General features: G+C 59.9%; 22 protein-coding genes. 18 read left to right on the forward strand and 4 right to left on the reverse strand.

Annotation, left to right across the window (positions count from 1 at the left end; all coding sequences use genetic code 11):
• Nucleotides 1-211: 211 nt before the first annotated feature.
• From M3P21_RS02870 to M3P21_RS02890, 5 genes are all read left to right on the forward strand, one after another.
• Nucleotides 212-679 carry a MaoC family dehydratase gene (locus M3P21_RS02870; RefSeq protein WP_249706635.1) on the forward strand — a complete coding sequence of 156 codons (468 nt, stop codon included), beginning with the start codon at nucleotides 212-214 and terminating at the stop codon, nucleotides 677-679.
• Between the two features lie 10 nt (nucleotides 680-689).
• Entirely contained in the window at nucleotides 690-2324 is a 1635-nt protein-coding gene (locus tag M3P21_RS02875) for an alpha/beta fold hydrolase (protein ID WP_249706636.1), read from the forward strand.
• A 25-nt stretch (nucleotides 2325-2349) separates the two neighbouring features.
• The gene (gene phaZ / locus M3P21_RS02880) at nucleotides 2350-3165 is read left to right on the forward strand and encodes a poly(3-hydroxyalkanoate) depolymerase (RefSeq protein WP_249706637.1); all 816 of its coding nucleotides are present in this window, start codon (nucleotides 2350-2352) and stop codon (nucleotides 3163-3165) included.
• A 9-nt stretch (nucleotides 3166-3174) separates the two neighbouring features.
• Nucleotides 3175-4434 (forward strand): DUF445 domain-containing protein, encoded by a 1260-nt coding sequence (locus tag M3P21_RS02885; RefSeq protein WP_249706638.1) that lies wholly within the window; start codon nucleotides 3175-3177, stop codon nucleotides 4432-4434.
• Between the two features lie 96 nt (nucleotides 4435-4530).
• Nucleotides 4531-4929, forward strand: coding sequence for a phasin family protein (locus M3P21_RS02890; RefSeq protein ID WP_249706639.1), 399 nt, complete (start codon nucleotides 4531-4533; stop codon nucleotides 4927-4929).
• Nucleotides 4930-5033: 104 nt separating this feature from the next.
• Here M3P21_RS02890 and M3P21_RS02895 read toward each other — a convergent pair whose 3' ends face one another.
• Nucleotides 5034-6059: an AraC family transcriptional regulator gene (locus tag M3P21_RS02895; RefSeq protein ID WP_249706641.1), complete on the reverse strand. Its 1026-nt coding sequence runs from the start codon at nucleotides 6057-6059 to the stop codon at nucleotides 5034-5036.
• A gap of 185 nt (nucleotides 6060-6244) precedes the next feature.
• Here M3P21_RS02895 and M3P21_RS02900 point away from each other — a divergent pair, with 185 nt between their 5' ends.
• The 4 genes from M3P21_RS02900 (at nucleotide 6245) to M3P21_RS02915 (ending at nucleotide 10525) form a co-directional block, all read left to right on the forward strand.
• A complete protein-coding gene (locus M3P21_RS02900) occupies nucleotides 6245-6676 on the forward strand; it encodes a hypothetical protein (protein WP_249706643.1) in 432 nt (143 codons plus the stop codon).
• A 309-nt stretch (nucleotides 6677-6985) separates the two neighbouring features.
• On the forward strand, nucleotides 6986-8413 hold the full coding sequence (locus M3P21_RS02905; protein ID WP_249706644.1) for a coniferyl aldehyde dehydrogenase: 1428 nt from the start codon (nucleotides 6986-6988) through the stop codon (nucleotides 8411-8413).
• Nucleotides 8414-8678: 265 nt separating this feature from the next.
• On the forward strand, nucleotides 8679-9653 hold the full coding sequence (locus tag M3P21_RS02910; protein ID WP_249706645.1) for an NAD(P)H-dependent flavin oxidoreductase: 975 nt from the start codon (nucleotides 8679-8681) through the stop codon (nucleotides 9651-9653).
• 107 nt (nucleotides 9654-9760) lie between these two features.
• On the forward strand, nucleotides 9761-10525 hold the full coding sequence (locus M3P21_RS02915) for an enoyl-CoA hydratase (RefSeq protein ID WP_249706646.1): 765 nt from the start codon (nucleotides 9761-9763) through the stop codon (nucleotides 10523-10525).
• Between the two features lie 55 nt (nucleotides 10526-10580).
• On the opposite strand, the gene M3P21_RS02920 is transcribed toward M3P21_RS02915, so the two are convergent.
• Together M3P21_RS02920 and M3P21_RS02925 are read right to left on the reverse strand one after the other, a co-directional pair.
• Complete coding sequence (locus M3P21_RS02920) at nucleotides 10581-11609, reverse strand: L-idonate 5-dehydrogenase (RefSeq protein WP_249706647.1); 1029 nt, start codon at nucleotides 11607-11609, stop codon at nucleotides 10581-10583.
• Nucleotides 11610-11616: 7 nt separating this feature from the next.
• Entirely contained in the window at nucleotides 11617-12576 is a 960-nt protein-coding gene (locus M3P21_RS02925; RefSeq protein WP_249706648.1) for a 2-hydroxyacid dehydrogenase, read from the reverse strand.
• 97 nt (nucleotides 12577-12673) lie between these two features.
• Here M3P21_RS02925 and M3P21_RS02930 point away from each other — a divergent pair, with 97 nt between their 5' ends.
• Genes M3P21_RS02930 through M3P21_RS02940 form a run of 3 tightly spaced genes read left to right on the forward strand, consistent with a single transcriptional unit; the run spans nucleotide 12674 to nucleotide 15366 of the window.
• The gene (locus tag M3P21_RS02930; RefSeq protein WP_249706649.1) at nucleotides 12674-13438 is read left to right on the forward strand and encodes an SDR family oxidoreductase; all 765 of its coding nucleotides are present in this window, start codon (nucleotides 12674-12676) and stop codon (nucleotides 13436-13438) included.
• 36 nt (nucleotides 13439-13474) lie between these two features.
• The gene (locus M3P21_RS02935) at nucleotides 13475-14362 is read left to right on the forward strand and encodes an NAD(P)-dependent oxidoreductase (RefSeq protein WP_249706650.1); all 888 of its coding nucleotides are present in this window, start codon (nucleotides 13475-13477) and stop codon (nucleotides 14360-14362) included.
• Nucleotides 14359-15366, forward strand: coding sequence for a LacI family DNA-binding transcriptional regulator (locus tag M3P21_RS02940; protein ID WP_249706651.1), 1008 nt, complete (start codon nucleotides 14359-14361; stop codon nucleotides 15364-15366). The genes M3P21_RS02935 and M3P21_RS02940 overlap by 4 nt, the downstream gene beginning before the upstream one ends.
• Here the strand turns inward: M3P21_RS02940 and M3P21_RS02945 are convergent.
• A complete protein-coding gene (locus M3P21_RS02945) occupies nucleotides 15363-16391 on the reverse strand; it encodes a LacI family DNA-binding transcriptional regulator (RefSeq protein ID WP_283780815.1) in 1029 nt (342 codons plus the stop codon). The genes M3P21_RS02940 and M3P21_RS02945 overlap by 4 nt on opposite strands.
• Nucleotides 16392-16514: 123 nt before the next feature.
• Between M3P21_RS02945 and M3P21_RS02950 the strand changes: the two genes are divergently transcribed.
• From M3P21_RS02950 to M3P21_RS02975, 6 genes are all read left to right on the forward strand, one after another.
• Nucleotides 16515-18041 carry a sugar ABC transporter ATP-binding protein gene (locus M3P21_RS02950; protein WP_249706656.1) on the forward strand — a complete coding sequence of 509 codons (1527 nt, stop codon included), beginning with the start codon at nucleotides 16515-16517 and terminating at the stop codon, nucleotides 18039-18041.
• A complete protein-coding gene (locus M3P21_RS02955; protein WP_249706658.1) occupies nucleotides 18028-19050 on the forward strand; it encodes an ABC transporter permease in 1023 nt (340 codons plus the stop codon). The genes M3P21_RS02950 and M3P21_RS02955 overlap by 14 nt, the downstream gene beginning before the upstream one ends.
• A gap of 26 nt (nucleotides 19051-19076) precedes the next feature.
• On the forward strand, nucleotides 19077-20126 hold the full coding sequence (locus M3P21_RS02960) for a substrate-binding domain-containing protein (protein ID WP_249706660.1): 1050 nt from the start codon (nucleotides 19077-19079) through the stop codon (nucleotides 20124-20126).
• Nucleotides 20127-20271: 145 nt separating this feature from the next.
• A complete protein-coding gene (locus M3P21_RS02965) occupies nucleotides 20272-21030 on the forward strand; it encodes an ATP-binding cassette domain-containing protein (protein WP_249706661.1) in 759 nt (252 codons plus the stop codon).
• Nucleotides 21030-22148: an ABC transporter permease gene (locus tag M3P21_RS02970; protein WP_249706662.1), complete on the forward strand. Its 1119-nt coding sequence runs from the start codon at nucleotides 21030-21032 to the stop codon at nucleotides 22146-22148. Before M3P21_RS02965 ends, M3P21_RS02970 begins: the two co-directional genes overlap by 1 nt.
• 84 nt (nucleotides 22149-22232) lie before the next feature.
• Entirely contained in the window at nucleotides 22233-23372 is a 1140-nt protein-coding gene (locus M3P21_RS02975; protein WP_249706664.1) for a substrate-binding domain-containing protein, read from the forward strand.
• Nucleotides 23373-23388 lie beyond the last annotated feature (16 nt).

Here is a 23388-nt window from a genome sequence, read left to right on the forward strand (position 1 = left end):
AGACCAAAGGCGTATCCGCGGCAGATTGTCTCAATCAGGTCGATTGCAGGGCTGTTCCGTAGCGGCAGAGGTAAATATGCTCTGACGTCACAAGTTAACATGCCAAGCGGTTCCGGAATAGTGTTCCCATGAGCGTCGAGGTTAAGCAGGGCGGACGCCAACCACCCCACACAGGCACAACCCAAACTCGAAAATATCAGGAGTTATCCACATGACTGCACCTGCGAACTTTACAACAAAGACCCTTGCCGATGCGGTTGGTCACGATTTTGGTGTTTCGGACCCGATCGAGGTCACCCAGGAGATGATCAACGCTTTCGCCGATGTCACCGGCGATCATCAGTGGATCCATGTCGACATTGAAAAAGCGACCAAGTTCGGGCCCTTTGGGGGTACCATCGCGCATGGGTTCCTGACTCTGTCGCTGTTGGCTGCCGCGACGGAAAGCTCGGGGGCGGTACCGCCCGACGCAAAAGCCGTGTTAAATTATGGGTTGGGCAAGGTCCGGTTCCTGGCTCCGGTTCTTGCCGGAACGTCGGTGCAATCGAACTTCAAACTGGTTGGTGTCGAGGACAAGGGAGACGGCAAACAGCTCATCAAGATGGAAGCAACACTGCAGGATGTCGGGTCAGAGGCTCCGGCCGTGGTCGCCGAACTGCTGGCCATGGTAATCGGATAGGAGAGGCGAGATGCCCAAGAAAACAATGGAAACATCCTCGGACCTGTTCAAGGCGCTGGGTGAATTTTACAAAGCCTCCCTGGCCCGTCCGGATCAGCTGATCGAGACCTATTTCGGCATGATGCAGGAAACCTTCGCCAGCGTGACCGGCTCCGCAGAGATCGCGCCCGAGCGTGGCGACAAGCGCTTCCTGGACCCGATCTGGTCGTCCAATCCTGTCTACAAGGCGATGATGCAGTCCTATCTGACATGGTCGCGCGGCCTGACCGAATGGGTCGATGACCTTGAGATGGAAGAGCGCAACAAACTGCGCGCAAAGCTGCTGATCTCGATGGTCACTGACAGCCTGGCGCCGACCAACGCGTTGCTTGGCAATCCGACGGCCATGAAGACGACGCTGGAAAAGGGCGGCAAGAACCTTGTCGATGGCGCCAAGCACCTGATCGACGACATGGTCAACAACAATGGCCTGCCTTCGATGGTCGATACCTCGAAATTCGAGGTTGGTGGAAACCTGGGCATCAGCGAAGGCCAGGTCATCTATCGCGAAGAGCATATGGAGTTGATCCAGTACACGCCGAAGACCGAGAAAGTGTTCAAGCGGCCGGTCTTCATCATCCCGCCGCAGATCAACAAATTCTATGTCTGGGACCTGGCGCCGGGCCGCTCGGTCATCGAATATCTGCTGGAAAAGGGTCACACGATCTTCATCGTGAGCTGGCGCAACCCGTCGGTTGAACACTCGGAATGGGGCATGGACACCTATGTCGAGGCGCTGGACCGTGCCTCTGAGGTGGCCTGCACCATCAGCAAGTCCAAGGATCTGAACTTCATCGGGGCCTGCTCGGGTGGAATCACTGCTTCGCTGCTGATGTCCTATTGGGCCTCCAAAGGTATCAAGCGCGCGAATTCCTTCACTTTGCTGGTGGCGGTCCTGCATTCGGAAGGCGCGGCCAACACGACCATGGGTCTGTTCGCGAACTTCGAAACCCTCGAAATTGCGCGCATGTTCTCGCGCTCGCAGGGCGTGCTGTCCGGCAAGGACCTGCAAAAGGCCTTTGCCTGGTTGCGTCCGAACGATCTGATCTGGGCCTATTGGGTCAACAACTATCTGCTGGGCAACGAGCCGCCGGTCTTCGACGTTCTGTACTGGAACAACGACACCACGAATCTGCCGGGAAAACTGCACGGCGATCTGCTTGAGATGATGGCCAAGGGTGGTGCCGTACAAGGCGCCGATGTCGAGGTTCTGGGCACCAAGGTCGATCTGAGCAAAGTGACCTGCGACAAGTTCGTCGTGGGCGGCACCACCGACCACATCACCCCATGGGAAGGCTGCTATACCTCGATGCAGTCCTTTGGTGGCGACAACGAGTTCCTTCTCAGCCAGTCAGGCCACATTCAGGCAATCGTTAACCCTCCGGGCAACAAGCGGTCTAAATTCTTTACCAACAAGGGCAAGCATACGACCCCGGAAGAATATCAAGCAGGCGCGGAACCCCATGAGGGTACCTGGTGGGATTACTGGGCAGTGTGGATGGCTGAACGGTCCGGCACCAAAGTGGCCGCCCCGAAGGCTTTGGGCTCGGACGCGTATCCGCCGCTGGCGGCAGCGCCCGGAACCTATGTCCACGAATCGGTCTAACTAGAACAACAAAGAGAGCAATTGCATGGAAATAAAGTCGCAGATCATGACGGTGGCAGGGCAGGACTGGAATGTTGCAGTCGTTGGCCCTGAGGATGCGGACCGGACTTTGTTGCTATGCAACGGCATCGGGGCCAGTCTTGATACGATTGGCCCCATTGCAGACCATTTCAGCCGCACCAGGCTGATCGCGTTTGATGTTCCGGGGGTTGGCGGTTCGCCAACGCCCTGGTCGCCCTATCGGCTGTCGAATCTGACCCGGATGCTGAACGAAATCCTTGATCGACTGGGTGTCGGCATGGTGGATGTGTTCGGCGTGTCCTGGGGCGGTGCGCTGGCCCAGCAATTCGCGCATGACTTCCAGAAACGTTGCCATACGCTCACGCTGGCGGCGACGGGGGCGGGTCTTGTCATGGTTCCGGGCAATATCAATGTGCTCAGAAAGATGGTGACCCACAAACGCTACACCGATCCGGATTACATGCTGAATGTGGCGACCGAGCTTTATGGTGGCGAAGTCGAGTTCAACCAGGAAATGCTCAAGAACCACACCCGTGCGATGAAGGCGGGCGACAAGCGTGGCTATCTCTATCAGCTGCTGGCCGGGCTGGGCTGGACCAGTTACCTGTGGCTGCCCCGCATCAAGATTCCCACCCTTGTCCTGATGGGGACGGACGACCCGATCGTTCCACCGGTCAATGGAAAGATCCTGACCTCTCGCTTGCCAAATGCAAAGCTTGAAATGGTCGAGTGCGGCCATATGTTCGTGTTGACCCAGGCCGAGGCTGTGGCCGACCGGATCGAGGCGTTCATCCACGAAGAGGCAATGGCAGAAGCCTGATCCGTCACCATGATCAATGCCGGAAACACGATCGACGCCGAAAAAGCTGCGGCGATCCGAAAGGTTCGGCGCACCGCGACTGGTATTCTTGGGTTTCTGACGCTGGTTTTTGCGGTCAGCTTCGCGATTTCGGAACCGCCGACCTGGCTCTTGCTGGTCCGCGCCATGGCCGAGGCCGGTATGGTCGGCGGTCTGGCAGACTGGTTCGCGGTCGAGGCACTGTTCAGGCATCCGTTGGGCCTGCCCATCCCGCACACCGCGCTGTTGCCCAACAATCAAAAGCGCGCCGCAGGCAACATCGCCCGCTTCATTGATGAGTATTTTCTGGCCCCCGAGCAATTGCTGCGTCAGTTGCAACGGGCCAACCCTGCGCTCAAAGCCGCAAACTGGCTGGAAAAACCTGACAATGCTGCTGCGCTGAGCCGGACATTGTCTCAGCTTCTGCATGACATCCTGCATAGCCAGTTGCGCGGCGGCATCGGCCCCGCCCCCACCAAATACCTGCGCGAGTTGATGACCAGGATCGTCGATACCCCCACCTTGTCGCGGCAGATCACCGAGCTTCTGAAAGGAAGCGTGCACAGCCAGTTGCTGAACGACATTCTGCTGCAGGTGCGTGATGTGCTGGACGAGAATCGCGACACGGTCATGGCGGTGGTGCAAGACCGCAGTCGCTGGTGGGTCGCCACATCGGTTGATAAGCGGATCACCGAAGTTCTGGTGGATGGCGTTCTGTCGATCATTGACGAGCTTTCGAACCCGAAATCTGAACTGCGGCAGGACTTCGAGAAATCCATCACGATACTGATCGACCGTTTTCAGGAAACCGGCAAGATTGCCGAGAATATCGACCAGGGGTTCAAGGCATTCACCGACTCACCGAAATTCGCCAGATCGCTGGAACAGGTCATCACGGCGGTTCTGCACGAGGTGGACAAGGGTTTGGTTGAACAGCCCGACCGTGTGGCCGACCTGATGGCGCGGGCGTTGCAGGATTTTGCCCAGACGGTCCAGCAATCTGACGACCTGCAGGACCAGTTGAATGCCCGTTTCGCGAAAGGGTTCGAAGCGATTCTGAAAGAAATGCGGCCCGCCATCGTCGACTATATCGCCGAAAGCATCGCAGGCTGGGACAGTGATCAGCTTGTCGCAAGGATGGAATCAGAGGTTGGACGCGACCTTCAGTTCATTCGGATCAACGGGGCCGTCTTGGGGGCTCTTGTTGGTGGTGCCTTGTTTTTATTGACTCATTTCGCTTTCGGCGCCTAGCCAGAATAAAGTGACGCCGCGTTGCGGCATAAAAATGTTGCGCTGCAGCATGACTGTCCCTATCTTCGGCTCATCACGATAATCTGGAGAGATACAATGGCTACCAAAGCAACCGCACCCAAGACCAACGCTGCTGACACCGTTTCGAAAGCAACCAACTCGATCGCAAACGTGTCGAACACTGTTTCGTCGCTGTTCGGCGCATACATCACGTCTGGCCGCAAACTGGTCGAAGGCGTCATCGAAGTTGACAAAACCCTGCTGGGCTATGCCAAGAACTCGTTCGACGGCTACGTCGCCCTGGGCAAAGACACCATGCAGGCAAAATGCCTGAACGACGTCATCGACCTGCAGGCCGCACACGCCCACGCGTCGATCGAAAACGGTGCCGCAAACGCACGTGAAGTGGTCGAACTGAGCCGCACCCGCGCGAAAGAAGCTTATGCACCGCTGAAAGAAGTTATCGACACCTACCGTTCGAGCAAAGCTGCCTGAATATTGGTGTCAGGCAACTGACAGCATTTGGGTCGGCCTCGCCTATCACGGCGATGGTCGGCCCTTTTCTTTTGATTCTCCTCAAAGTCCCGAACCGGGCGTCGCTAAGGCGCGGCCATCCTGCGGTGTTTCAGCGGGCTGACCCCTTCTTCGCGTTTGAAGGCCCTGACAAACGCGCTTGTTTCCGAGAACCCCAACCGTGTCGCAATTTCCGAAACGGACGCATCGGTGAACTCCAACGCGCTACGGGCGGCCGACTGGATCACGTCCTTGCGCAATTCACGGAACGTCGTGCCCTCGGAACTAAGGCACCGATGAAGCTTGCGCACCGATATGTTCAGATCGCTCGAGATTTCTGTCGCGGTCAGTTGTGTGTGCCCTACGCGTGACGACAGCAGCAACCGGACACGCCGTTCAACGCTCTCGCCCATTCGGGCCCGCTCTAGCAGCGTGTCCGCCTGCTGGCGTACAATGGCCAGCAGACCGGGGTCGGCGTCGCTGATCTTCATGCGCAGGATCTTGCGGTCGAAAATCAGTTGGTTCTTGTCCTGACCGAACCTGACATCCGGTCCGAAAATCTTGCGGTGGGTGGTGAGATCGGGGGGGCGCGGAAAGGTGAACCGGGTTGTTGTGGGGTGCCAGTCGGTGCCGATCTTGCGACGCATGACCTCCACCAGAACAGCAAGCGAAAAGTCTATGTCTTGTCGACCATCGCTGCCGGGCAACGGATTCTCTGAATAATCGAATATACAGATGCCCTGCGCCTGGGTGAATTTCATGCCGAAGCTCCGGGTAAACACTTCGTAATAATGATCTAGAAACACGCAGAGATCGCGCACCGAACTTGCATTGTCGACAATGTAACCCAGAACCCCGAATTGCCGCGCTCTGGCTGTCTGCCCAATGCTCAAACCGAGGTCGGGATCGCCTAGTTTCGCTGCGCCCCAATCGATCAGCCTCAGGTAGCTCTCGACCGGGATTGCAAATTCGGGATCATTGAGCTCTGTCGGGGTGCAATCAATCTGTGTGCAAAGGTCTTTGTCAGCAATGCCACGATCAAGCAACGCAAAGATCAGCCAGTGGATCGGGACCAGATCATTTATACGGTAGGCAACAGGGTCGGTGATCATGCTTAAAATTCTTACCTCGCCGTCCGAAAATGTCAATAACGTGCCGAATATGTCAATCCCATCGACTGCATTCGCCCTTAGAATACGGCAGGCACCCGCTTTTTTTAAGGCGCCGGGTCGCCCTCCACGCGCTGACCGGATCGGTCAGTTTGATGCGTTGGCCCAAACAGGAAAGGCACAAGAACATGGATGTTTCGGAAGCTCTTAAAGCGATGGCAAACTACTCCAAGCAGATGGAAGACAAATTCAACGAATGGCAATCGCAGGCGGCCGAGTGGAACAAGAAGACGGATGAAGAGTTCAAATCCTGGGCCGCAGATGCCGATGCGCGCATGACCGCGGCCAGCGAACAGATTCAATCCTTTATGGCGGATGCCTCGGAAACCGCTAAAAGCGAATGGGCCAAGGCGGATGCCAGTTGGACCGAACAGGTTGATACGATGAAGAAACAGGTCGCAGAGGCCCAGAAGACATGGACCGAGAAGTCGGCAGAGGGACAGGCAGAAGCCGCAGAGGTCTTTGCCGCTTCGCTGAGCAAATTTGCCCTGGCGGTCCAGAATGAGGCCGAAAAAGCTGCGGCATACGCGACCGAAGCTAAGGCAAAGTCAAAAGGCTGAGATTGACGCGCTGCGTGCATCCACGTCAGGGGCCTGCGGATCTCGGGCGGTATGCACCCGGTTCGCAGGCGCAAATTGCCGCCTTCATTGACATTTATGTCCGAAATTGTCAAAATTTCGACCGAGTTCGTCAAGCCACGGTGGGGTTGGTTCTGGCATTAGCATACCATCCAGAGATTCAGCCGGGAATGCCAGCTAACACGCAGAGTGATTGTTCCAAACACCTATGCGGCGGGCATTTCCAGCTCATTTAGCTGCCGTATGACAAGAAATAGACGGCCGAGAAAGGCACTCACAATGAACGAAAAAATGCGTGACGTATCCGTCGAACTGGCCACAGTGCTTGAAAAGCAAAAAGCCGCCCAACGCAAAGAGGGGCTCCCGTCGCTTGAGGTCCGCGCCGACCGTATCAGCCGTGCGATCGACGTGCTGCTAAGCAATCAGACCGCTTTTCAGGACGCGCTGATCTCGGATTTCGGACATCGTTCGCGGGACCTGACCGATTTTGCGGATGTTGCCGCGTCGGTCAAGGAACTGCGCCACTCTCGCAAACACATGAAATCCTGGTCGCGCCCCAGCCGCCGGTCTCTGGAATTCCCGCTGGGGCTGATCGGTGCCTCGGGCAAGGTGCAATTCCAGCCCAAAGGCGTGGTCGGCATCATGTCGCCCTGGAACTTCCCGATCAACCTGACCTTCGCACCGCTGGCAGGTGTTTTGGCCGCCGGTAACCGGGCGATGATCAAACCGTCCGAGTTCACCCCGGCCACCTCGGAACTGATGGCCAAAACGATTGCCGAGCAGTTCGACGAAGATGAAATTTACGTCATCACCGGCGAGGCCGATGTTGCTGCGGCCTTCTCGTCGCTGCCTTTCGATCATCTGGTTTTCACCGGCTCCACTGCCGTTGGCCGTCATGTGATGCGCGCCGCTGCGGCCAATCTGGTGCCGCTTACGCTGGAACTGGGCGGGAAATCCCCGGTCATCGTGGGCGATTCCGCCGATATCACCAAGGCGGCGACCGGCATCATGCACGGCAAGACCTTCAATGCGGGTCAGGTCTGCATCAGTCCTGATTACGTGCTTCTGAAAGAAGAGCAGAAGGGCAGCTTCGTAGAAGCTGCGCAAGCCGCCGTGACCAAGATGTTCCCCGAGGGCCTCAAGGACAACGACGACTATACCTCGGTTCTGGGTCAGCGCCATTTCGACCGGATGCGCAACCATGTCGAGGATGCCCGCACCAAGGGCGCCGAGATCATCGAGTTGAACCCCAAGAACGAGGATTTCTCGCAGCAGCAACACCATAAGCTGCCGCCGACGCTGGTCATGGGCGTCAACGACGACATGACCATCATGCAGGAAGAGATCTTTGGCCCGCTGCTGCCGGTGCGTTACACCAGTGGGACCGAAGATGCGGTGGGCTATGTGAACGCCAACCCGCGCCCGCTGGCGCTGTATTTCTTTGGCAGCTCTTCCCAGGAAGAATCCTATGTGATGGACAACACCATTTCGGGTGGCGTGACTTTGGGTGACACGATCATGCATATCGCGCAAGAAAACCTGCCCTTCGGCGGCGTTGGCCCGTCGGGCATGGGGCACTACCATGGCAAGGACGGCTTCTTGGAATTCAGCCATCACAAGGCGATCTACAAGCAGACCTCGTTCGATATGCTTAAATTCCTGCGCCCGCCCTATGGCGGCATGTTCCGCAAGTTCGTCAAGCACAATTTGAAGAGCTGATCGGCGCGAAAGAACCCGCGCCCCGGTCAAGACCCGCCAGAGGAATCCGAACGGCTTTCGGAAGATCCTCGGGCGGGTTGCCTGGCCGCATACGAATGCCGGTCGGCCAGATTGGGCCGGCCCGGGCGCGCCCGCCAGACCTTTGGACGCCACGTCACCATAACTGCGTTCCACAGAACGGTTTAAGCAGGCGCAAAGCTGTTCTGAACCGCGCGCCTGTTCGTGCGGCCAGAGAAACAAACTGAAAACCAAGGGACTGGTGTAAATGAAAACCGCAATTACTGAACTCTTTGGCATTGAACACCCGATCATTCAGGGCGGCATGCATTATGTCGGCTTTGCCGAAATGGCAGCCGCCGTGTCCAACGCCGGTGGTCTGGGTACGATCACGGCGCTGACGCAGAAGACGCCTGAGGATCTGGCAAATGAGATCGCGCGCTGCAAAGACATGACCGACAAGCCTTTTGCGGTCAATATCACCTTCCTGCCGACCGTGAACGCACCGGATTACCCCGCCATCGTCAAGACGATCATCGAAGGCGGCGTGCGCGTTGTTGAGACCGCCGGTCGCAACCCGACGCAGGTGATGCCGTTCCTCAAGGACGCAGGCATCAAGGTGATCCACAAATGTACTTCGGTCCGCCACTCGCTGAAGGCACAGGAAATCGGCTGTGACGCGGTTTCGGTCGACGGCTTTGAATGTGGTGGTCACCCGGGCGAGGACGATGTGCCCAATATGATCCTGCTGCCGCGCGCTGCGGATGAGCTTGAGATTCCCTTTGTCTCGTCCGGTGGTCAGGCTGATGGCCGGTCGCTGGTTGCCTCGATGGCCATGGGTGCCTCGGGCATGAATATGGGTACCCGCTTTATCGCCACAAAAGAGGCGCCGGTGCACCAGAACGTCAAGGACGCCATCGTCGCCGCGAGCGAGCTTGACACCCGTCTGGTGATGCGCCCGCTGCGCAATACCGAACGTGTGATGACCAATGACGCGGTCGAAGAGCTGCTGAAGAAAGAGCGCGAGCTGGGCGACAAGCTGAAATTCGAAGACATCATCGAGCAGGTTGCCGGTGTCTATCCGCGCATCATGAAGGACGGCGACATGGATGCCGGTGCATGGTCCTGCGGGATGGTTGTTGGCCTGATCAACGACATTCCGAGCTGCCAGGAACTGGTCGACCGGATCATGGGCGAAGCCAACGAGATCATCACCTCGCGCCTTTCGGGCTCTCTGGCGTAAACGCCTCACCTGAGCTGCTGCCCGTTGGCTCTGGTGACCTGTTTCGGCAGGCTTCACCAATCCGGCGGGCAGTTGTACGGTGTCAGGCAGGAAACAAGGATAAATCCATGACCACTGGAAACGCAGAAGTCATCACCGAAAAGTCCGGCGCGGTCCTGCGTCTGACCATGTCTGCGCCGCAGACCAAGAACGCCCTCACAAACGAGATGTACCGCACCATGATCGCGGCGCTCGAGGATGCTGCCCAGGACAGCGCGATCCGGGTCGTGCTGCTGCGCGGTGCGGGCGGTATCTTTACCAGCGGCAACGATGTGAACTCTTTTGCCAAAGCCATTAAAACCGGCGATTTGGCTGCTGCGAATTTTCTTAAGGCGATCATCGCCTTTCCCAAGCCGATCGTCGCGCAGGTCGAAGCGCTGGCCATCGGGATCGGCACCACGATGCTGCTGCATTGCGACCTGATCTACGCGGCTGAAGGAACAAGATTCCAGATGCCTTTCGTCAATCTCGGTCTGGTGCCCGAGGCCGGTGCTTCTTATCTGGTGCCGCAGATGGTCGGGCAGGCCAAGGCCGCCGAACTGATCCTGCTGGGCCGCATGTTCGACGCGGGCGAAGCGCAGGAAATGGGCTTTATCAACACGGTGGTGCCTGCCGGTGACGTGGCGCAGGCGGCGGAAGCGGCGGTTGAGGCGCTGTCCAAACGGGCCCCCGTTGCAATGGCCAAATCCAAGGCGCTGCTGCGCGCCTCGTTGACCGGCACCCTGATGGACCGGGTCGACGAAGAACTGGTGGAATTTTCCGCCGGCGTCAGATCTCCGGAATTCGCCGAGGCCTATACCGCCTTCGCGGAAAAGCGGGAACCCAAGTTCTGAGCGTCGCCCGTTCGTAAGATCACGCTGCCTCCGGCGATGAAACCCGGGGGCGGTCTCAGAAAGCCAGCTGCACCTTGATCGCCTGGCTTCGGTCGGAGGCCAGATCAAAGGCGGATACGGCGTCTGCCATCGCGACGGTATGGGTGATCAGCGGTGCCACAGACAGGCGACCGGTGCGCATCATCTCGACGGCCATGAAGAATTCCGCATGAAAGCGGAACGAGCCCTTGAGCGTGATCTCCTTGGCGGTCATTGCCTGCATGGGCAGCGTCATGTCGCCGCCAAGCCCCAGTTGCACGATGGTTGCGCCCGGGCGCAGGACCGGCACGGCCGAGGATAGCGCCGCCGCCACCCCGCTGCATTCAAACAGCACGTCGAAATGCCCCTTGTCGGTGGCAAACGCATCCAGCGCATCCGGTGTTTCGACAACGTTGATGGCAAGATCGGTACCCGTCTTGCGGGCCATGTCGAGGGTGAAGGGCATAATGTCCGTGGCCGCGATCTCGACCGCGCCGGCGCTGCGGGCCACCAGAACGGCAAGCAGGCCGATCGGGCCGCAACCGGTGACCAGCACCCGCTTGCCCATCAGATCGCCCGCCTGGCTGGCAGCGTGCAGCACCACCGACAACGGTTCGGCCATCGCCGCCTCGCCCGTGCTCAGCCCGTCGGCCACGGCGCATTGGCTGGCGTCGGCGACAAGATATTCACAGAACGCGCCCTGAATGTGGGGGAAGGGCATGGCCGACCCGTAAAACCGCATGTTCAGACAATGGTTCTGCTTGCCGTCCAGACAGAATTTGCAGGTGCCACAGGGCCGTGAGGGTGAAATGGCCACAAGCTGGCCTTCGCTCAGGTCGGTGACACCGTCTCCGATTGCCGTCACATGGCCTGCAACCTCGTGCCCGAGGATCATCGGCTCTTTCAGCCGAATGGGCCCAAAACCGCCGTGATTGTAGTAATGCAGGTCAGAGCCGCAGATGCCGCCGCTTGCCATGCGGATCAGAACCTGACCCGGTCCGGGGTCGGGCCTTTCGCGGGTTTCGATGCGAAGGTCTTTTGCGGCATGCGCAACGATGGTTTTCATATCGGCCTCAAAATACAGGTGTCAGAAGGTCTTGCCCGGCGAAATGGGCACTCAGATTATCCCGGACAAGCTTGCCCATCGCCTTGCGCGTCTCGATGGTGCCCGAGGCGTGATGCGGTTGCAGCAGCACATTGTCGAGGTCCAGAAATCGGGGGTCGAGTGCCGGTTCCCCCTCGAACACATCCAGCGCGGCGGCGCCCAGCGTGCCATTCTGCAAAGCAGTAATCAGCGCCTCTTCGTCGATATTGGAGGCGCGTGAGATGTTGATGATCATGCCTTCGGGGCCGACGCAAGCGATCAGGTCACCATTCACCACATGCCGGGTTTGTGCCGAGGCGGCGAGTGTGACGAACAGGAAGTCGGCATGCCGCGCCAGATCCAGCGGGTCGGGCAGGAAGGTCCAGCCCGGCGCATACTCCTTTGCGGCGATGTCGGTATAGGCGATGTCCATACCGAAACCGGCCAATCGCTTGCCAACCTCGAACCCGATCCGGCCCAGTCCCAGGATGCCAGCCTTGCGCCCGAAGACCCGCCGCTTGAGCGGGTAAAGCCCCTTGCTGGCCCAGGATCCGTCGCGCACCCAGCGTTCCGCACCGATCATGCCGCGCGACTGGCACAGCATCATTGCGACGCCCAGATCGGCCACGTCTTGCGTCAAAACGTCGGGCGTATTGGTCACGCGGATGCCCCGTTCGCGGCAGGCGTCCAGATCGACGGCGTCAAAGCCGACGCCATAGACCGAGATCAGCTCAAGCGCCGAGCAGGCTTCGATCATGGCGCGATCCGCCCCCAACTCGCCCCGTGTTGCAATGGCGCGGATGGTCGGGCCATGCTCGGCCAGAAAGCCGGGTTGGTCTTGGGCCTCAAAATATTTCTTGACTTCAAAGGCGCTATCAAGAGGGGTCTGATCCCATTCAGGATAGGGGCCAACTTGCAGGATGATCGGTTTCGACACAGGTTGCGACACGGAGAGAATCCTTGCTTGACAAGTATTGTTATCGGTAACATGTTATCGGTACCAAATGGCGCGAGTCAATGCGTGTCTGCGCAGCAGGGGAATCCACATGACCAATCTCTTTTCTCTTTCGGGCCGACGCGCCCTGATCACCGGTTCGTCGCAGGGCATCGGCTATGCTCTGGCGCGCGGGCTGGCCGCCGCCGGGGGTGAGATCGTGCTGAACGGGCGCGACACCGCAAAGCTGAGCGCTGCAGCAGAAAACCTGCGTGCCGAGGGTGCTACCGTGACCGAACTGGCCTTTGATGCGACCGACCACGATGGGGTGCGCGCCGCGGTGGACGGTTACGAGAGTGACACCGGACCGATCGACATCCTGGTCAACAATGCCGGGATGCAGCACCGGACAGAGTTGGAGAACTTTCCGGCCGATGCGTTCGAAAAACTGCTGCAGACCAATATCGCCAGTGTCTTTCATGTCGGTCAGGCTGTGGCCCGGCACATGATCGGGCGTGGAACTGGCAAGATCATCAATATTGCATCGGTGCAGACTGCGCTCGCCCGGCCCGGTATCGCGCCCTATACCGCGACCAAGGGCGCTGTGGGCAATTTGACCAAGGGCATGGCCACGGATTGGGCCAAACACGGGCTGCAATGCAACGCTATTGCGCCGGGCTATTTCGACACGCCGCTCAATGCCGCGTTGGTCGCCGATCCCGAGTTCTCGGCCTGGCTGCAGAAACGCACACCCGCAGGCCGTTGGGGGCAGGTCGAGGAACTGGTGGGTGCCTGCGTGTTCCTGTCGTCTGAGGCGTCGAGCTTCGTGAACGGCCATACGCTCTATGTTGATGGCGGCATCACCGCGTCGCTTTGATATGTGGTCCGCGCACCAAGGAAGGGAGAGTTTGATATGAGCGAAAAGATTGCCCTGATCGGGGCTGGCGCCATGGGAGGCGCCATCGGCACAAGACTGCTGGAGACCGGCAATGCGCTGAACGTCTTCGATCTGGACGCCGAAAAGGTGGCCGTTCTGGTCGCCAAGGGTGGCGTCGCTGCCGACTCGGCGGCCGAGGCGAGCCGGGGTGTGGATTTCGTCATCACCAGCCTGAACGCGTCGCGTATCGTGGAACTGGCGGCCTTCGGCAAGGACGGCATCGCTGACGGCGCTGCCGAGGGCACCGTGATCATCGACATGTCCTCGATCGAGCCGGGTGCGACGCGCAAATTCGCTGCAATGGCGGCGGAACGTGGTCTGGCCTGGGTCGACAGCCCGCTGTCTGGCGGCGCGCCCAAGGCCCTGATCGGCGAGCTGACGCTGATGGCGGGCGGCGCGGCTGCGGATGTGGAACGCGCCCATCAGGCGCTGCGTCATGTGGCCTCGAACTATACCCATATGGGGCCGTCCGGGGCCGGGCAGACGACAAAGCTGATCAATCAGGTTCTCTGCGGAATCGGGTTTCTGGCCGTCGCTGAAGCGACGCAACTGGCGCTGGATGCAGGTGTGGACGCCGAGAAGATCCCGCAGGCCCTGAAAGGCGGTCGCGCGGATAGTGCGTTGCTGCAGGAATATCTGCCGCGATTTGCGACCAAGGATTATCGACGCACCGGTCGGATCGACAATATGGTCAAGGATTTGAATGCGGTGAACGATCTGTCGCGTCAGACCGGGACCTCGATGCCGATGACGGCCATTTGCACGGAGATTCACCGCATGCTGACCGCCGCCGGGCTTGGGGGCGAGGATGAGGCGGCGGTGATGGAGTTCTTCAAGGGTGCCAAAGAGGAGATCCCGGGGTGACCGCTCGGGTCACGATGCGGGATGTGGCGCGCGCGGTCGGGGTCTCGCCGATGACGGTATCGCGTGCCCTGCGTGACGATGAGACAGTCAACGAAAAGACCCGGCACAAGATCCGGCAGGTCGCCAATGATCTGGGCTATGTCTACGATACCACCGCGCAGGCGTTTCGAACCCAGAAAAGTGGCTTCGTTGCCGTCACATTGCCGTCGATCAACAACGCCAATTTCGCCGAAACCTTTCGCGGCCTCTCTGATGGCCTTGGTGCGAGCGGCATGCAGTTGTTGCTGGGCAGCACCAATTACCGGGTCGAGAAGGAAGAAGAACTGGTACGCCAGCTTCTGACCCGCAACCCCGAAGCAATTGTTTTGACCGGGGGACATCACACGGATGAAACCCGCGCGCTGCTCCGCGCCCGAAATCTGCCGGTTGTCGAGATGTGGGACCTGCCCACAGAGCCCTTGGGCCATGTTATCGGGTTTTCCAACGCAGAGGCGATGGCCAAGCTGGTCACGCATCTGGCTGAAAGCGGCAGGCGCAGGTTGGGCTATATCGGGGCCTCCGACCTGACTGACTTGCGCGGGGCCGAGCGTCGCGACGGGGTGATCGCCAAAGCGGCTGAACTTGGCTTGCCCGAGGTTGAGTTCCTTGATGCCGGGCCCGCGCCGGTGTCGATGCGGCACGGCGCACAGGCGGTATCGGCGCTGGGCGCCAACCTGCGGTCGTTCGACGCTTTGGTCTGCGTCTCGGACCCGGTGGCTTTCGGGGTGCTGAGCGAATGCAGGCGGATGGGTCTTGATGTGCCCGGCGATATTGCCATCACAGGGTTTGGCAACTTCGAGGTGGCCTCTGTCTCGGACCCAAGGATCACCACAATCGGCGTCACGGCCCGAGAGATCGGGGAACAGGTGGCGCTGCTGCTTGAGGACGTGTTTGCTGGCAATCAGCGAGACGGGCCGCGCGTGGTTGATGTCGGTTCGCGCCTTGTGCGGGGCGAGACCAGCTAGGCGTTGCGCACCGTCGTTCCGGGGATCAGGCGAAAGCCGATATCCCGGCAGGGTTCGACCGGTTCATCGCTGAGCCGCCCGATCATCATCTCTGCCGCGGCCTGCCCAAGTTTCAGATGTGGCACATGCATCGAAGTCAGCCGCCGTGCAATCACCGAGGCAATCGGCAGATCGCCCCAGCCTGCAATGCCGATATCCTGCGGCACCTGCATTCCCTTCGTCCCGCAATATTGCAGCCCGCCAAAGGCCATCGCGTCGTTCTGATAAAAGATGCATTCGACGCCACTGCCCGAGGCCAGCAACTGCTCGGTGCCATAAAAGCCGGGATAATAGGTCGCCGTGTCATGCAGGCAGAGCTGCTTGACCACCTGCCCACCGCCACCCTCAACCGCCTTGCAGAACCCGTCCAGCCGCGTGGTCGCGGCGTTTGCGGTGTCATGCGAGGTGCCGACATATCCGATATTGGAATAGCCGCAGCTCATCAGATAGCGGCCCATGTCGAAGCCGCTATCGAAGTGGTTGATGCCCACCGACATATCCAGTGGGCTGCTGTTCAGATCCCAGATTTCAACAATGGGAATACCGGCATTGCGCAGCATCTCGGCGGCGCGCGGGGAATGGTAGCGACCGGTCAGGATCAGGCCCGCAGGCTGCCAGGACAGAACGGTGCGAATCCAGTTCTCTTCTTCCTGCTGGGTGTGCTGGGTCAGGCCCAGAACGGTCTGACGGCCAAACGAGCCAAGCTTGCGGTCGATGCCTTCGAGAACCTGTGCAAAGACCTCGTTTCCAAGGTCAGGGATCGACACGCCGACAAAGGTCGAGCTCTGGTCGCCGGCAAAAACCGTGGCAAGACGATTCGGCAGGTAACCCAATTGGTCCACCTTCTCCATCACCTTGTCGCGGGTTTTTTCCGAGTACCCGCCCTCGCCACGTAAAACACGGCTGGCGGTCATCTTCGACACCCCTGCGGCACGGGCGACCTCAGAGAGGCTTATTCGACTGTTTTTATTGCTTTTTTCTTTCATCTCGATGCGCTTACGTTACGGGTAACTTAAAGCTTGACAGATTGGGCTGCCACGCGAAACACTAGCGTAATGTTACGGGTAACTCAACGGAAGGGTTGAGGCTCGGATCAAGGAGGAGCCCGCATGCAGAACCTGGCCTCAGGTCTGTTTTTTGACGGAATAGACAAGCATTTCGGCGGCACATATGCGCTGAAGGATGTGTCTCTGACCGTTGAGCGTGGCGAAATTCTTGCGCTGCTGGGCGAAAATGGGGCTGGCAAATCGACATTGATCAAAGTGCTTGGTGGCATTCATCACCCCGATGCGGGGCGGGTGTTGATCGATGGTGAGCCTTACGCGCACCGGCCCGCCGGATTTGGCGAACGCCAAAAGGTCGCCTTCATCCATCAGGATCTGGGATTGATCGAGTGGATGACCGTGGCCGAGAACATCGCGCTTGCCCTCGGCTTTTCCCGCAAGAACGGGCTGATCCGGTGGAACGATGTCGAAAGCTTCGCCGCTGAGGCGCTGCGCAAGGTTGCTTGCGAATTTGATCCGACCACGCGGGTCGAGAACCTTTCGCGCACTGAAAAATCGCTGGTTGCGATTGCCCGTGCGCTGGCGGTGGACAGCGAGTTTCTGGTTCTGGACGAACCCACGGCTTCGCTTCCGGCGGATGAGGTCGAGCGTCTGTTCGACGCGCTGCGGCCTTTGCGCGAACGCGGGGTGGGAATGATCTACGTCAGTCATCGGCTTGATGAGATTTTCCAGATCGCCGACCGCGTGGCGGTTCTGCGCGATGGTGAAATGGTCGGAGTGCGCAGCATCGACCACACCACGCCCGAGGAGCTGGTGCAAAAGATCGTCGGGCGCAAAACCCGCGAAACCGTCAAAAGCAGTGATGCGCCCGGCGCGGCGGTGCTGACGCTGGACGGGTTCCGCGTGGCTGGCGTCGGGCCGCTGAATTTTGAACTGCGCAAGAATGAAATCGTCGGGTTGGTCGGGCTGCGCGGGGCGGGTCATGAGGCAATCTCGCGCGCGCTCTTTGGTCTGGAACCCTATGACGGGCAGGTCACGCTTGCGGGGCGTGCACCGGACCTGTCGACCCCGCAGCGGGCGCTTGCGGCGGGGGTCGGATTGGTGGCCAAGGACCGGACCGAAGAGTCGGTGGCGATGAGCCTGACCATTCGCGAGAACACGTTCCTGAACCCCGAGGGGATCGGTCGGAAACTGCTGGACCTCCTGTCTCCCAAGGTCGAGGCCGATCAGGCCGCGATCATTGGCGCTGAGCTTGGGTTGTCCCCGAACGACCCCAGCTTGGCGATCGAGGCGCTTTCGGGCGGCAATCAGCAAAAAGTGGTGATCGGTCGCTGGCTGGCCACCAAGCGCAGCCTGCTGATCTGCGAGGACCCGACGGCAGGGGTGGATGTGGGCGCGAAATCCGAGATCTACGCGCTGCTTAACCGGGCTTTGGCGGACGGGCTGGGCATCCTCGTGGTCTCCACCGATTTCGAAGAGATTTCGACGATCTGCCATCGCGCCATCGTGTTCAGCCAGGGTGCCATCGTGGATGAGTTGCAGGGGACACGCCTGACCACCGAAAACCTGATCCAGTCGGCCTCGGCCGGGAATATCGAGACACGAGAGGACAGCCAGAATGCAATCGCTTGAATCGGGTGCATTGGAACCGACCAAGGCCGAGTTGAAGGGGCTGAGCTTTGGCCAGCGACTGGCAAGACTGTTGCCGGTTTATGGCTTGGTGATCCTGACGGTGTTCCTGATCGGACTGTTTTCTGTTCTGCTGCCGAACACCTTCCCGACGATGCTGAACCTGCGTGCGATCGTGTCGGACAAAGCGATCATTGCGCTCTTGTCGCTTGGGGCGATGATTCCGATGGCGGCGGGGCGCATTGACCTGACCGTGGGCTATGGGATCGTGCTGTGGCACATTCTGGCGATCAGCTTTCAGACCCTGCTGGGCCTGCCCTGGCCGGTGGCCGTGGCGCTGGTGCTGGTGCTGGGCGCTGTCACCGGGTTCCTGAACGGCTTGCTTGTCGAGGTCGCAAAGATCGACAGTTTCATCGCGACGCTGGGGACCGGCACGGTGCTTTATGCGCTGGCTTTGTGGCATACCGGCGGGCGGCAGATGGTGGGCGTGCTACCGGACGGGTTTTATGCGCTCAACACCACTTTTGTATTCGGGTTGCCGATCACCGGATATTACCTGCTCGCGATTACGGTGGTTATGTGGATCGTGCTCGAATACACGCCTGTGGGCCGCTATCTTTATGCAATTGGTGCCAACCAGCGCGCGGCGCAACTGAACGGCATTCCCACCCGCAAATACGTGATCGGGGCCTTTGTCGCCTCGGGCACGATGACCGCTCTGGCCGGGGTGCTGTTGGCCTCGAAGCTACGGATCGGTCAGGCCTCGGTCGGGCTGGAGTTTCTGCTGCCCGCGCTTGTGGGGGCCTTTCTGGGGTCGACCACCATCAAACCGGGCCGGGTCAATGTCTGGGGCACCATTGTTGGTGTCGCCATTCTGGCGGTCGGCATTTCGGGCATTCAACAATTCGGCGGATCGTTCTGGGTCGAACCGCTGTTCAACGGGGTGACCCTGCTGATTGCCATCGGCATCGCGGGATATGCGCAGCGCAGAAAAGGCGCGGAAAAGCGCTGAGCAAACAAGTACAAAGGGAGGAAGCCATGAAGAAGAGAACATTTCTGAACGCCATGCTGGCAACCACGATGCTGGCCGGGTTCGGCACAGCCACAATCGCGGAAACCGCCTGGGACGGGCCAACCACGGGACCAACAGCGGCCGAGGGAAAATCCATCGTTGTCGTCGCCGGTGACCTCAAGAACGGCGGCATCCTCGGGGTGACCACCGGGGTCGAAGAAGCGGCCGGAAAGATCGGTTGGGACGTGCGGGTTCTGGACGGCGCGGGCTCGATTCAGGGGCGGACGGCGGCGATCGGTCAGGCCATGGCACTCAAGCCCGATGGCGTGATCATCAACGGGTTCGATGCGGTTGAACAGCAGGCCGCGCTTGAGGGCGTTGTCGGTGCGAATATCCCGATGGTGGCCTGGCATTCCGGCCCCAAGATCGGCTGCGATGCACCCGGCGGCATCTTTGCCAATGTCTCGACCGATGCGATGACCGTGTCCGAAGTGGCTGCTGAATGGGCGATGGAGGATGGCGGTGACTCTGTGGGTGCGGTGATCTTCACCGATTCCACTTATCAGATCGCGATCGACAAGGCGGATCGGATCAAGGAAACCATCGAAGCCGCGGGCGGCAAGGTTCTGGAATATGTCGATACGCCGATTGCCGACACCTCCAGCCGGATGGGGCCATTGACCACATCGCTGCTGCAGAAACACGGCGATAGCTGGACCCATGCGCTGGCGATCAACGACCTCTATTTCGACTTCATGGGACCGGCACTTGCGGCGGCGGGCATTCCCGGAGACGGTTCTCCGAAAGCCGGGTCGGCGGGCGATGGGTCCGAGGCGGCGTTCCAGCGCATCCGCGGCGGTCAGTACCAGACGATCACTGTGGCCGAGCCGCTGAACCTGCAGGGCTGGCAACTGGTGGATGAGCTGAACCGCGCCATTCAGGGCGAGGCCTGCTCCGGCTACGTGACCTCACCCGCGCTGGTGACGCAGGACGGGCTGGCCAAGCTGGGTGACAGCAATCAGTTCGACCCGGATTCGCCCTATCGCGAGGCCTATTCAAGCATCTGGGGCAAATAACCACTCTCCCCCCGGGTCCTCGGGCCGGCAACGGTTCGGGGGCCCAAAAAAGGCCATGTGCCGACCTCGTAACAGATTGCGACCCGGATCGGCGGTCCTTGTGACCCGCAGACCGGAACGCTGCATCCAAATGACGGAGTACCCCATGCCCGACGCCCCACTTGTGAAAATGCGCGGCATCAGCAAACGCTTTGGCGGCGTCACGGCCTTGTCGAATGTCGATCTTGACGCCTACGCCGGAGAGGTGCTGGCCATCGTCGGCGACAACGGTGCCGGAAAGTCGACCCTGATCAAGGTCCTGACCGGTGTCTACCAGCCAACCAGGGGCGAGATCTTTCTGGCTGGCGAAAAGGTCGATTTCGCAAGCCATGCCGACGCGATCGAATTGGGCATCGACGCGGTTTATCAGACGCTGGCGCTGGCCGATCACCTTGATCCCGCGGCGAACATGTTTCTGGGCAATGAACTGACGCGCAAGGTGTTCGGCATCACCATGCTGGACAACAAGCGGATGCGGTCCGAGACCGAGCGCGTGCTGATGGAGCGTCTGGGCGTGCGGCTGAGGTCGCTGGACGCACCGACCGAAAGCCTGTCGGGCGGTCAGCGGCAGGCGGTTGCCATCGCCCGCGCCGTGTACCACGAGGGGCTGCGCGTTCTGGTGATGGACGAACCGACGGCAGCACTTGGCCCGCAGGAAACGGCGCGCACGCTGAAACTGATCCAGACACTGAAGGCGCAAGGGTTGGCGGTGATCCTGATCAGCCATTCGCTGGATGATGTCTTTGAGGTGTCTGACCGCATCCATGTGCAAAGGCGCGGCCAATGTGTCGGTGTGGTGCAGACATCAGAAAGTAACACGCAAGACGTCCTCGGCCTGATCGTTGGCGCAGAGGAGGCCGCGTGATGACGACCGAGATTGCAAACAAGACGCTCTCCGAACGGATTGAACCTTATGTCGCGATCATCGGCCCGATGGTGATGATCCTGGCGATCCTGCTGTTCATGGCCGTGGCGGAACCCGCGCGGTATTTCCGCGCAACAAACCTGAACCTGATCCTGCTGGATGCGGCGCTCTATATGCCGATGGCGATGGCGATGACCTTTGTCATCACGCAACGGGGCATCGACCTGTCTATCGGCTCCATCGCGGCGCTCAGTGGTATCATGATGGCCTTTCTGATCAAGCAATACGGCTTTTCGGTCTATGTCGCCGTCCCCATTGCGATCCTGTTGGGTGCGGTGATGGGGCTGATCAACGGTCTGATCATCACGCGGTTCAACGTGCCGGATCTGATCGGAACGTTGGCGATGGACCTTGTCTATCGCGGCTTTGCCCTGGTGCTGGCCAAAGGGCTTGTTCTGGCGCGCTTCCCCGAGTTCCTGACCGAGATCGGGCGCGGCCAGATTCCCGGCTTCATCCCGATCCCGGTCATCATCGGTATGGCGACGATGATCGCGGGTTACGTGCTGCTGACGCGCAGCTATTTCGGCCGCTATACCATCGCCATCGGATCGAACCCCGAAGCCGCCGAGCTGACCGGCATCTCGGTCAATCGCCACAAGGTCTATGCCTATGTGCTGATGGGGGCGTGTGCCGCATTGGGCGGGGTCATGCTGACCGGCAAACTGAATGCGATTCAGGCGACATCGGCACCCTATTTCAATCTGCATGTCATTGCAGCGGTGGTGGTGGGTGGCACGTCGCTATTCGGCGGTCGCGCCTCGATGCTGGGCTCGTTTGCGGGCGTTCTGCTGCTGAGCATGATGATCAACGCGCTGGTGACCCTGCGGATCGAGTTCTTCTGGCAATCGGTCGCCTCGGGCGTCGTCATTGTCAGTTCGGTCGCGCTGTACACCTGGATGCAAAAGAAGGACCGGGACGGGGCAGGCGGCGTGTTCGCGGGCCTCATGACCCCGGATGGACAGAAAATGCTGCGCTTCAGCGCGGCCCTGATTGGTGTGCTGATCGCGCTGCTTGCGATTGGTGGACTATTTGCCGGAAACCCCAATCCAAGCGGGTGACCGGCCAACACGCGGGTGGCCGGGCCGGGGGTGCAGCCCTGACCCGACCGATGGCTCCGCACTCATGTAAAGGGAGGAACCGAAATGAGGTTATTTACAACAACGGCACTGGTGGCAAGCGTGGCCCTGGGCGGGGGCGCATTCGCCGAAGGATCTCTGCCACTCAAGGAATTGCCCGATATCGGCGAGCGCGATTACTGGGTGCCGGACGAAGTCAATGCCGATGGCAAGCTTGAAGCATTGCAGGCGGTGGTCGGGTCAGAAGCGGTGCCGTTCTCTGGCTCGCTCGACAACCCGGTCCAGATCGCGCTGATCTACCCGTCGGCGGATACGTCCGACTTCTGGGCGCGCAACTATCTGGCCATGACCAAGCGGCTGGACGAGCTGGGCATCACCTATGAGACCACCGAATTTGCCAGCCGCCAGATCGAACACTCGCTGCAATCGACCTATGCCAATCAGGTCGAACAGGATGCCGATCTGTACGACTATGTCATCTTTGGCCCGTCGGAACTGGCCATTCAGGCTGACAATATCGACAAGCTGGCCGGGAATGACGGGTTCTCCACCTATGTCTGGGCGTTCCACACGCCGCTGAAAGACCTCAAGACCCAGCCCGACGTCTGGTTCGACTTTTCGTCGGCGGCGGGTGCGCTGGTGATGTGTGACTACATGCTGGACCGTCTGGGCAATGATGTGACCATGGCGATGAACCGAGGCATCCCCGGCATCACCGACAATCAGCGCTCGGGCGATTTCAAGGCCTGCGTGGAAGAGAAGGGCAACTGGACGACCGCCTATGAGCATTACGGCGAATACCAGCGTGAGGGCGGCTTTGATGGCACCAGCCTGATCCTGCAAGCCTACCCTGAGGCGACAATCATCCACAACGCCAACACAGCCATGGCCATGGGCTCGGTGGAGGCGCAGGTGTCGCAAGGCAAGGAGAAAGAGGTCTTCTCGACCGGCTGGGGCGGCACCGGGCTGGAGCTGGACGCCATCCGCCGCGGCGAGCTGGATGCAACGCCGATGCGCATGGGCGATGACGTGGGCGCGGCAACAGCCGAAGCGATCAAGGCCGACCTTGAGGACCGCGCGGAGGAACTGCCGCTGGTGTTCCTGGGCCGGATCACCGTCGCCCATGACCAGCTCAGCGCCGAAGAGATCGACGCGCTGGAACAGGAAGCCTTCCGCTTCTCTGGTGTTGGCGCGCTGGAGCGCTGAAATTTCTCGGGGCGCC

Origin of the sequence: Ruegeria spongiae (assembly GCF_023502395.1) — a bacterium.
GTDB lineage: Bacteria > Pseudomonadota > Alphaproteobacteria > Rhodobacterales > Rhodobacteraceae > Ruegeria_C > Ruegeria_C spongiae.

Coding starts and splice junctions, on each gene's coding strand:
- M3P21_RS02870 (WP_249706635.1), top strand. CDS start 212: ATGACTGCACCTGCGAACTTTACAACAAAGACCCTTGCCGATGCGGTT.
- M3P21_RS02875 (WP_249706636.1), top strand. CDS start 690: ATGCCCAAGAAAACAATGGAAACATCCTCGGACCTGTTCAAGGCGCTG.
- phaZ (WP_249706637.1), top strand. CDS start 2,350: ATGGAAATAAAGTCGCAGATCATGACGGTGGCAGGGCAGGACTGGAAT.
- M3P21_RS02885 (WP_249706638.1), top strand. CDS start 3,175: ATGATCAATGCCGGAAACACGATCGACGCCGAAAAAGCTGCGGCGATC.
- M3P21_RS02890 (WP_249706639.1), top strand. CDS start 4,531: ATGGCTACCAAAGCAACCGCACCCAAGACCAACGCTGCTGACACCGTT.
- M3P21_RS02895 (WP_249706641.1), bottom strand. CDS start 6,059: ATGATCACCGACCCTGTTGCCTACCGTATAAATGATCTGGTCCCGATC.
- M3P21_RS02900 (WP_249706643.1), top strand. CDS start 6,245: ATGGATGTTTCGGAAGCTCTTAAAGCGATGGCAAACTACTCCAAGCAG.
- M3P21_RS02905 (WP_249706644.1), top strand. CDS start 6,986: ATGCGTGACGTATCCGTCGAACTGGCCACAGTGCTTGAAAAGCAAAAA.
- M3P21_RS02910 (WP_249706645.1), top strand. CDS start 8,679: ATGAAAACCGCAATTACTGAACTCTTTGGCATTGAACACCCGATCATT.
- M3P21_RS02915 (WP_249706646.1), top strand. CDS start 9,761: ATGACCACTGGAAACGCAGAAGTCATCACCGAAAAGTCCGGCGCGGTC.
- M3P21_RS02920 (WP_249706647.1), bottom strand. CDS start 11,609: ATGAAAACCATCGTTGCGCATGCCGCAAAAGACCTTCGCATCGAAACC.
- M3P21_RS02930 (WP_249706649.1), top strand. CDS start 12,674: ATGACCAATCTCTTTTCTCTTTCGGGCCGACGCGCCCTGATCACCGGT.
- M3P21_RS02935 (WP_249706650.1), top strand. CDS start 13,475: ATGAGCGAAAAGATTGCCCTGATCGGGGCTGGCGCCATGGGAGGCGCC.
- M3P21_RS02945 (WP_283780815.1), bottom strand. CDS start 16,391: ATGAAAGAAAAAAGCAATAAAAACAGTCGAATAAGCCTCTCTGAGGTC.
- M3P21_RS02950 (WP_249706656.1), top strand. CDS start 16,515: ATGCAGAACCTGGCCTCAGGTCTGTTTTTTGACGGAATAGACAAGCAT.
- M3P21_RS02955 (WP_249706658.1), top strand. CDS start 18,028: ATGCAATCGCTTGAATCGGGTGCATTGGAACCGACCAAGGCCGAGTTG.
- M3P21_RS02960 (WP_249706660.1), top strand. CDS start 19,077: ATGAAGAAGAGAACATTTCTGAACGCCATGCTGGCAACCACGATGCTG.
- M3P21_RS02965 (WP_249706661.1), top strand. CDS start 20,272: ATGCCCGACGCCCCACTTGTGAAAATGCGCGGCATCAGCAAACGCTTT.
- M3P21_RS02970 (WP_249706662.1), top strand. CDS start 21,030: ATGACGACCGAGATTGCAAACAAGACGCTCTCCGAACGGATTGAACCT.
- M3P21_RS02975 (WP_249706664.1), top strand. CDS start 22,233: ATGAGGTTATTTACAACAACGGCACTGGTGGCAAGCGTGGCCCTGGGC.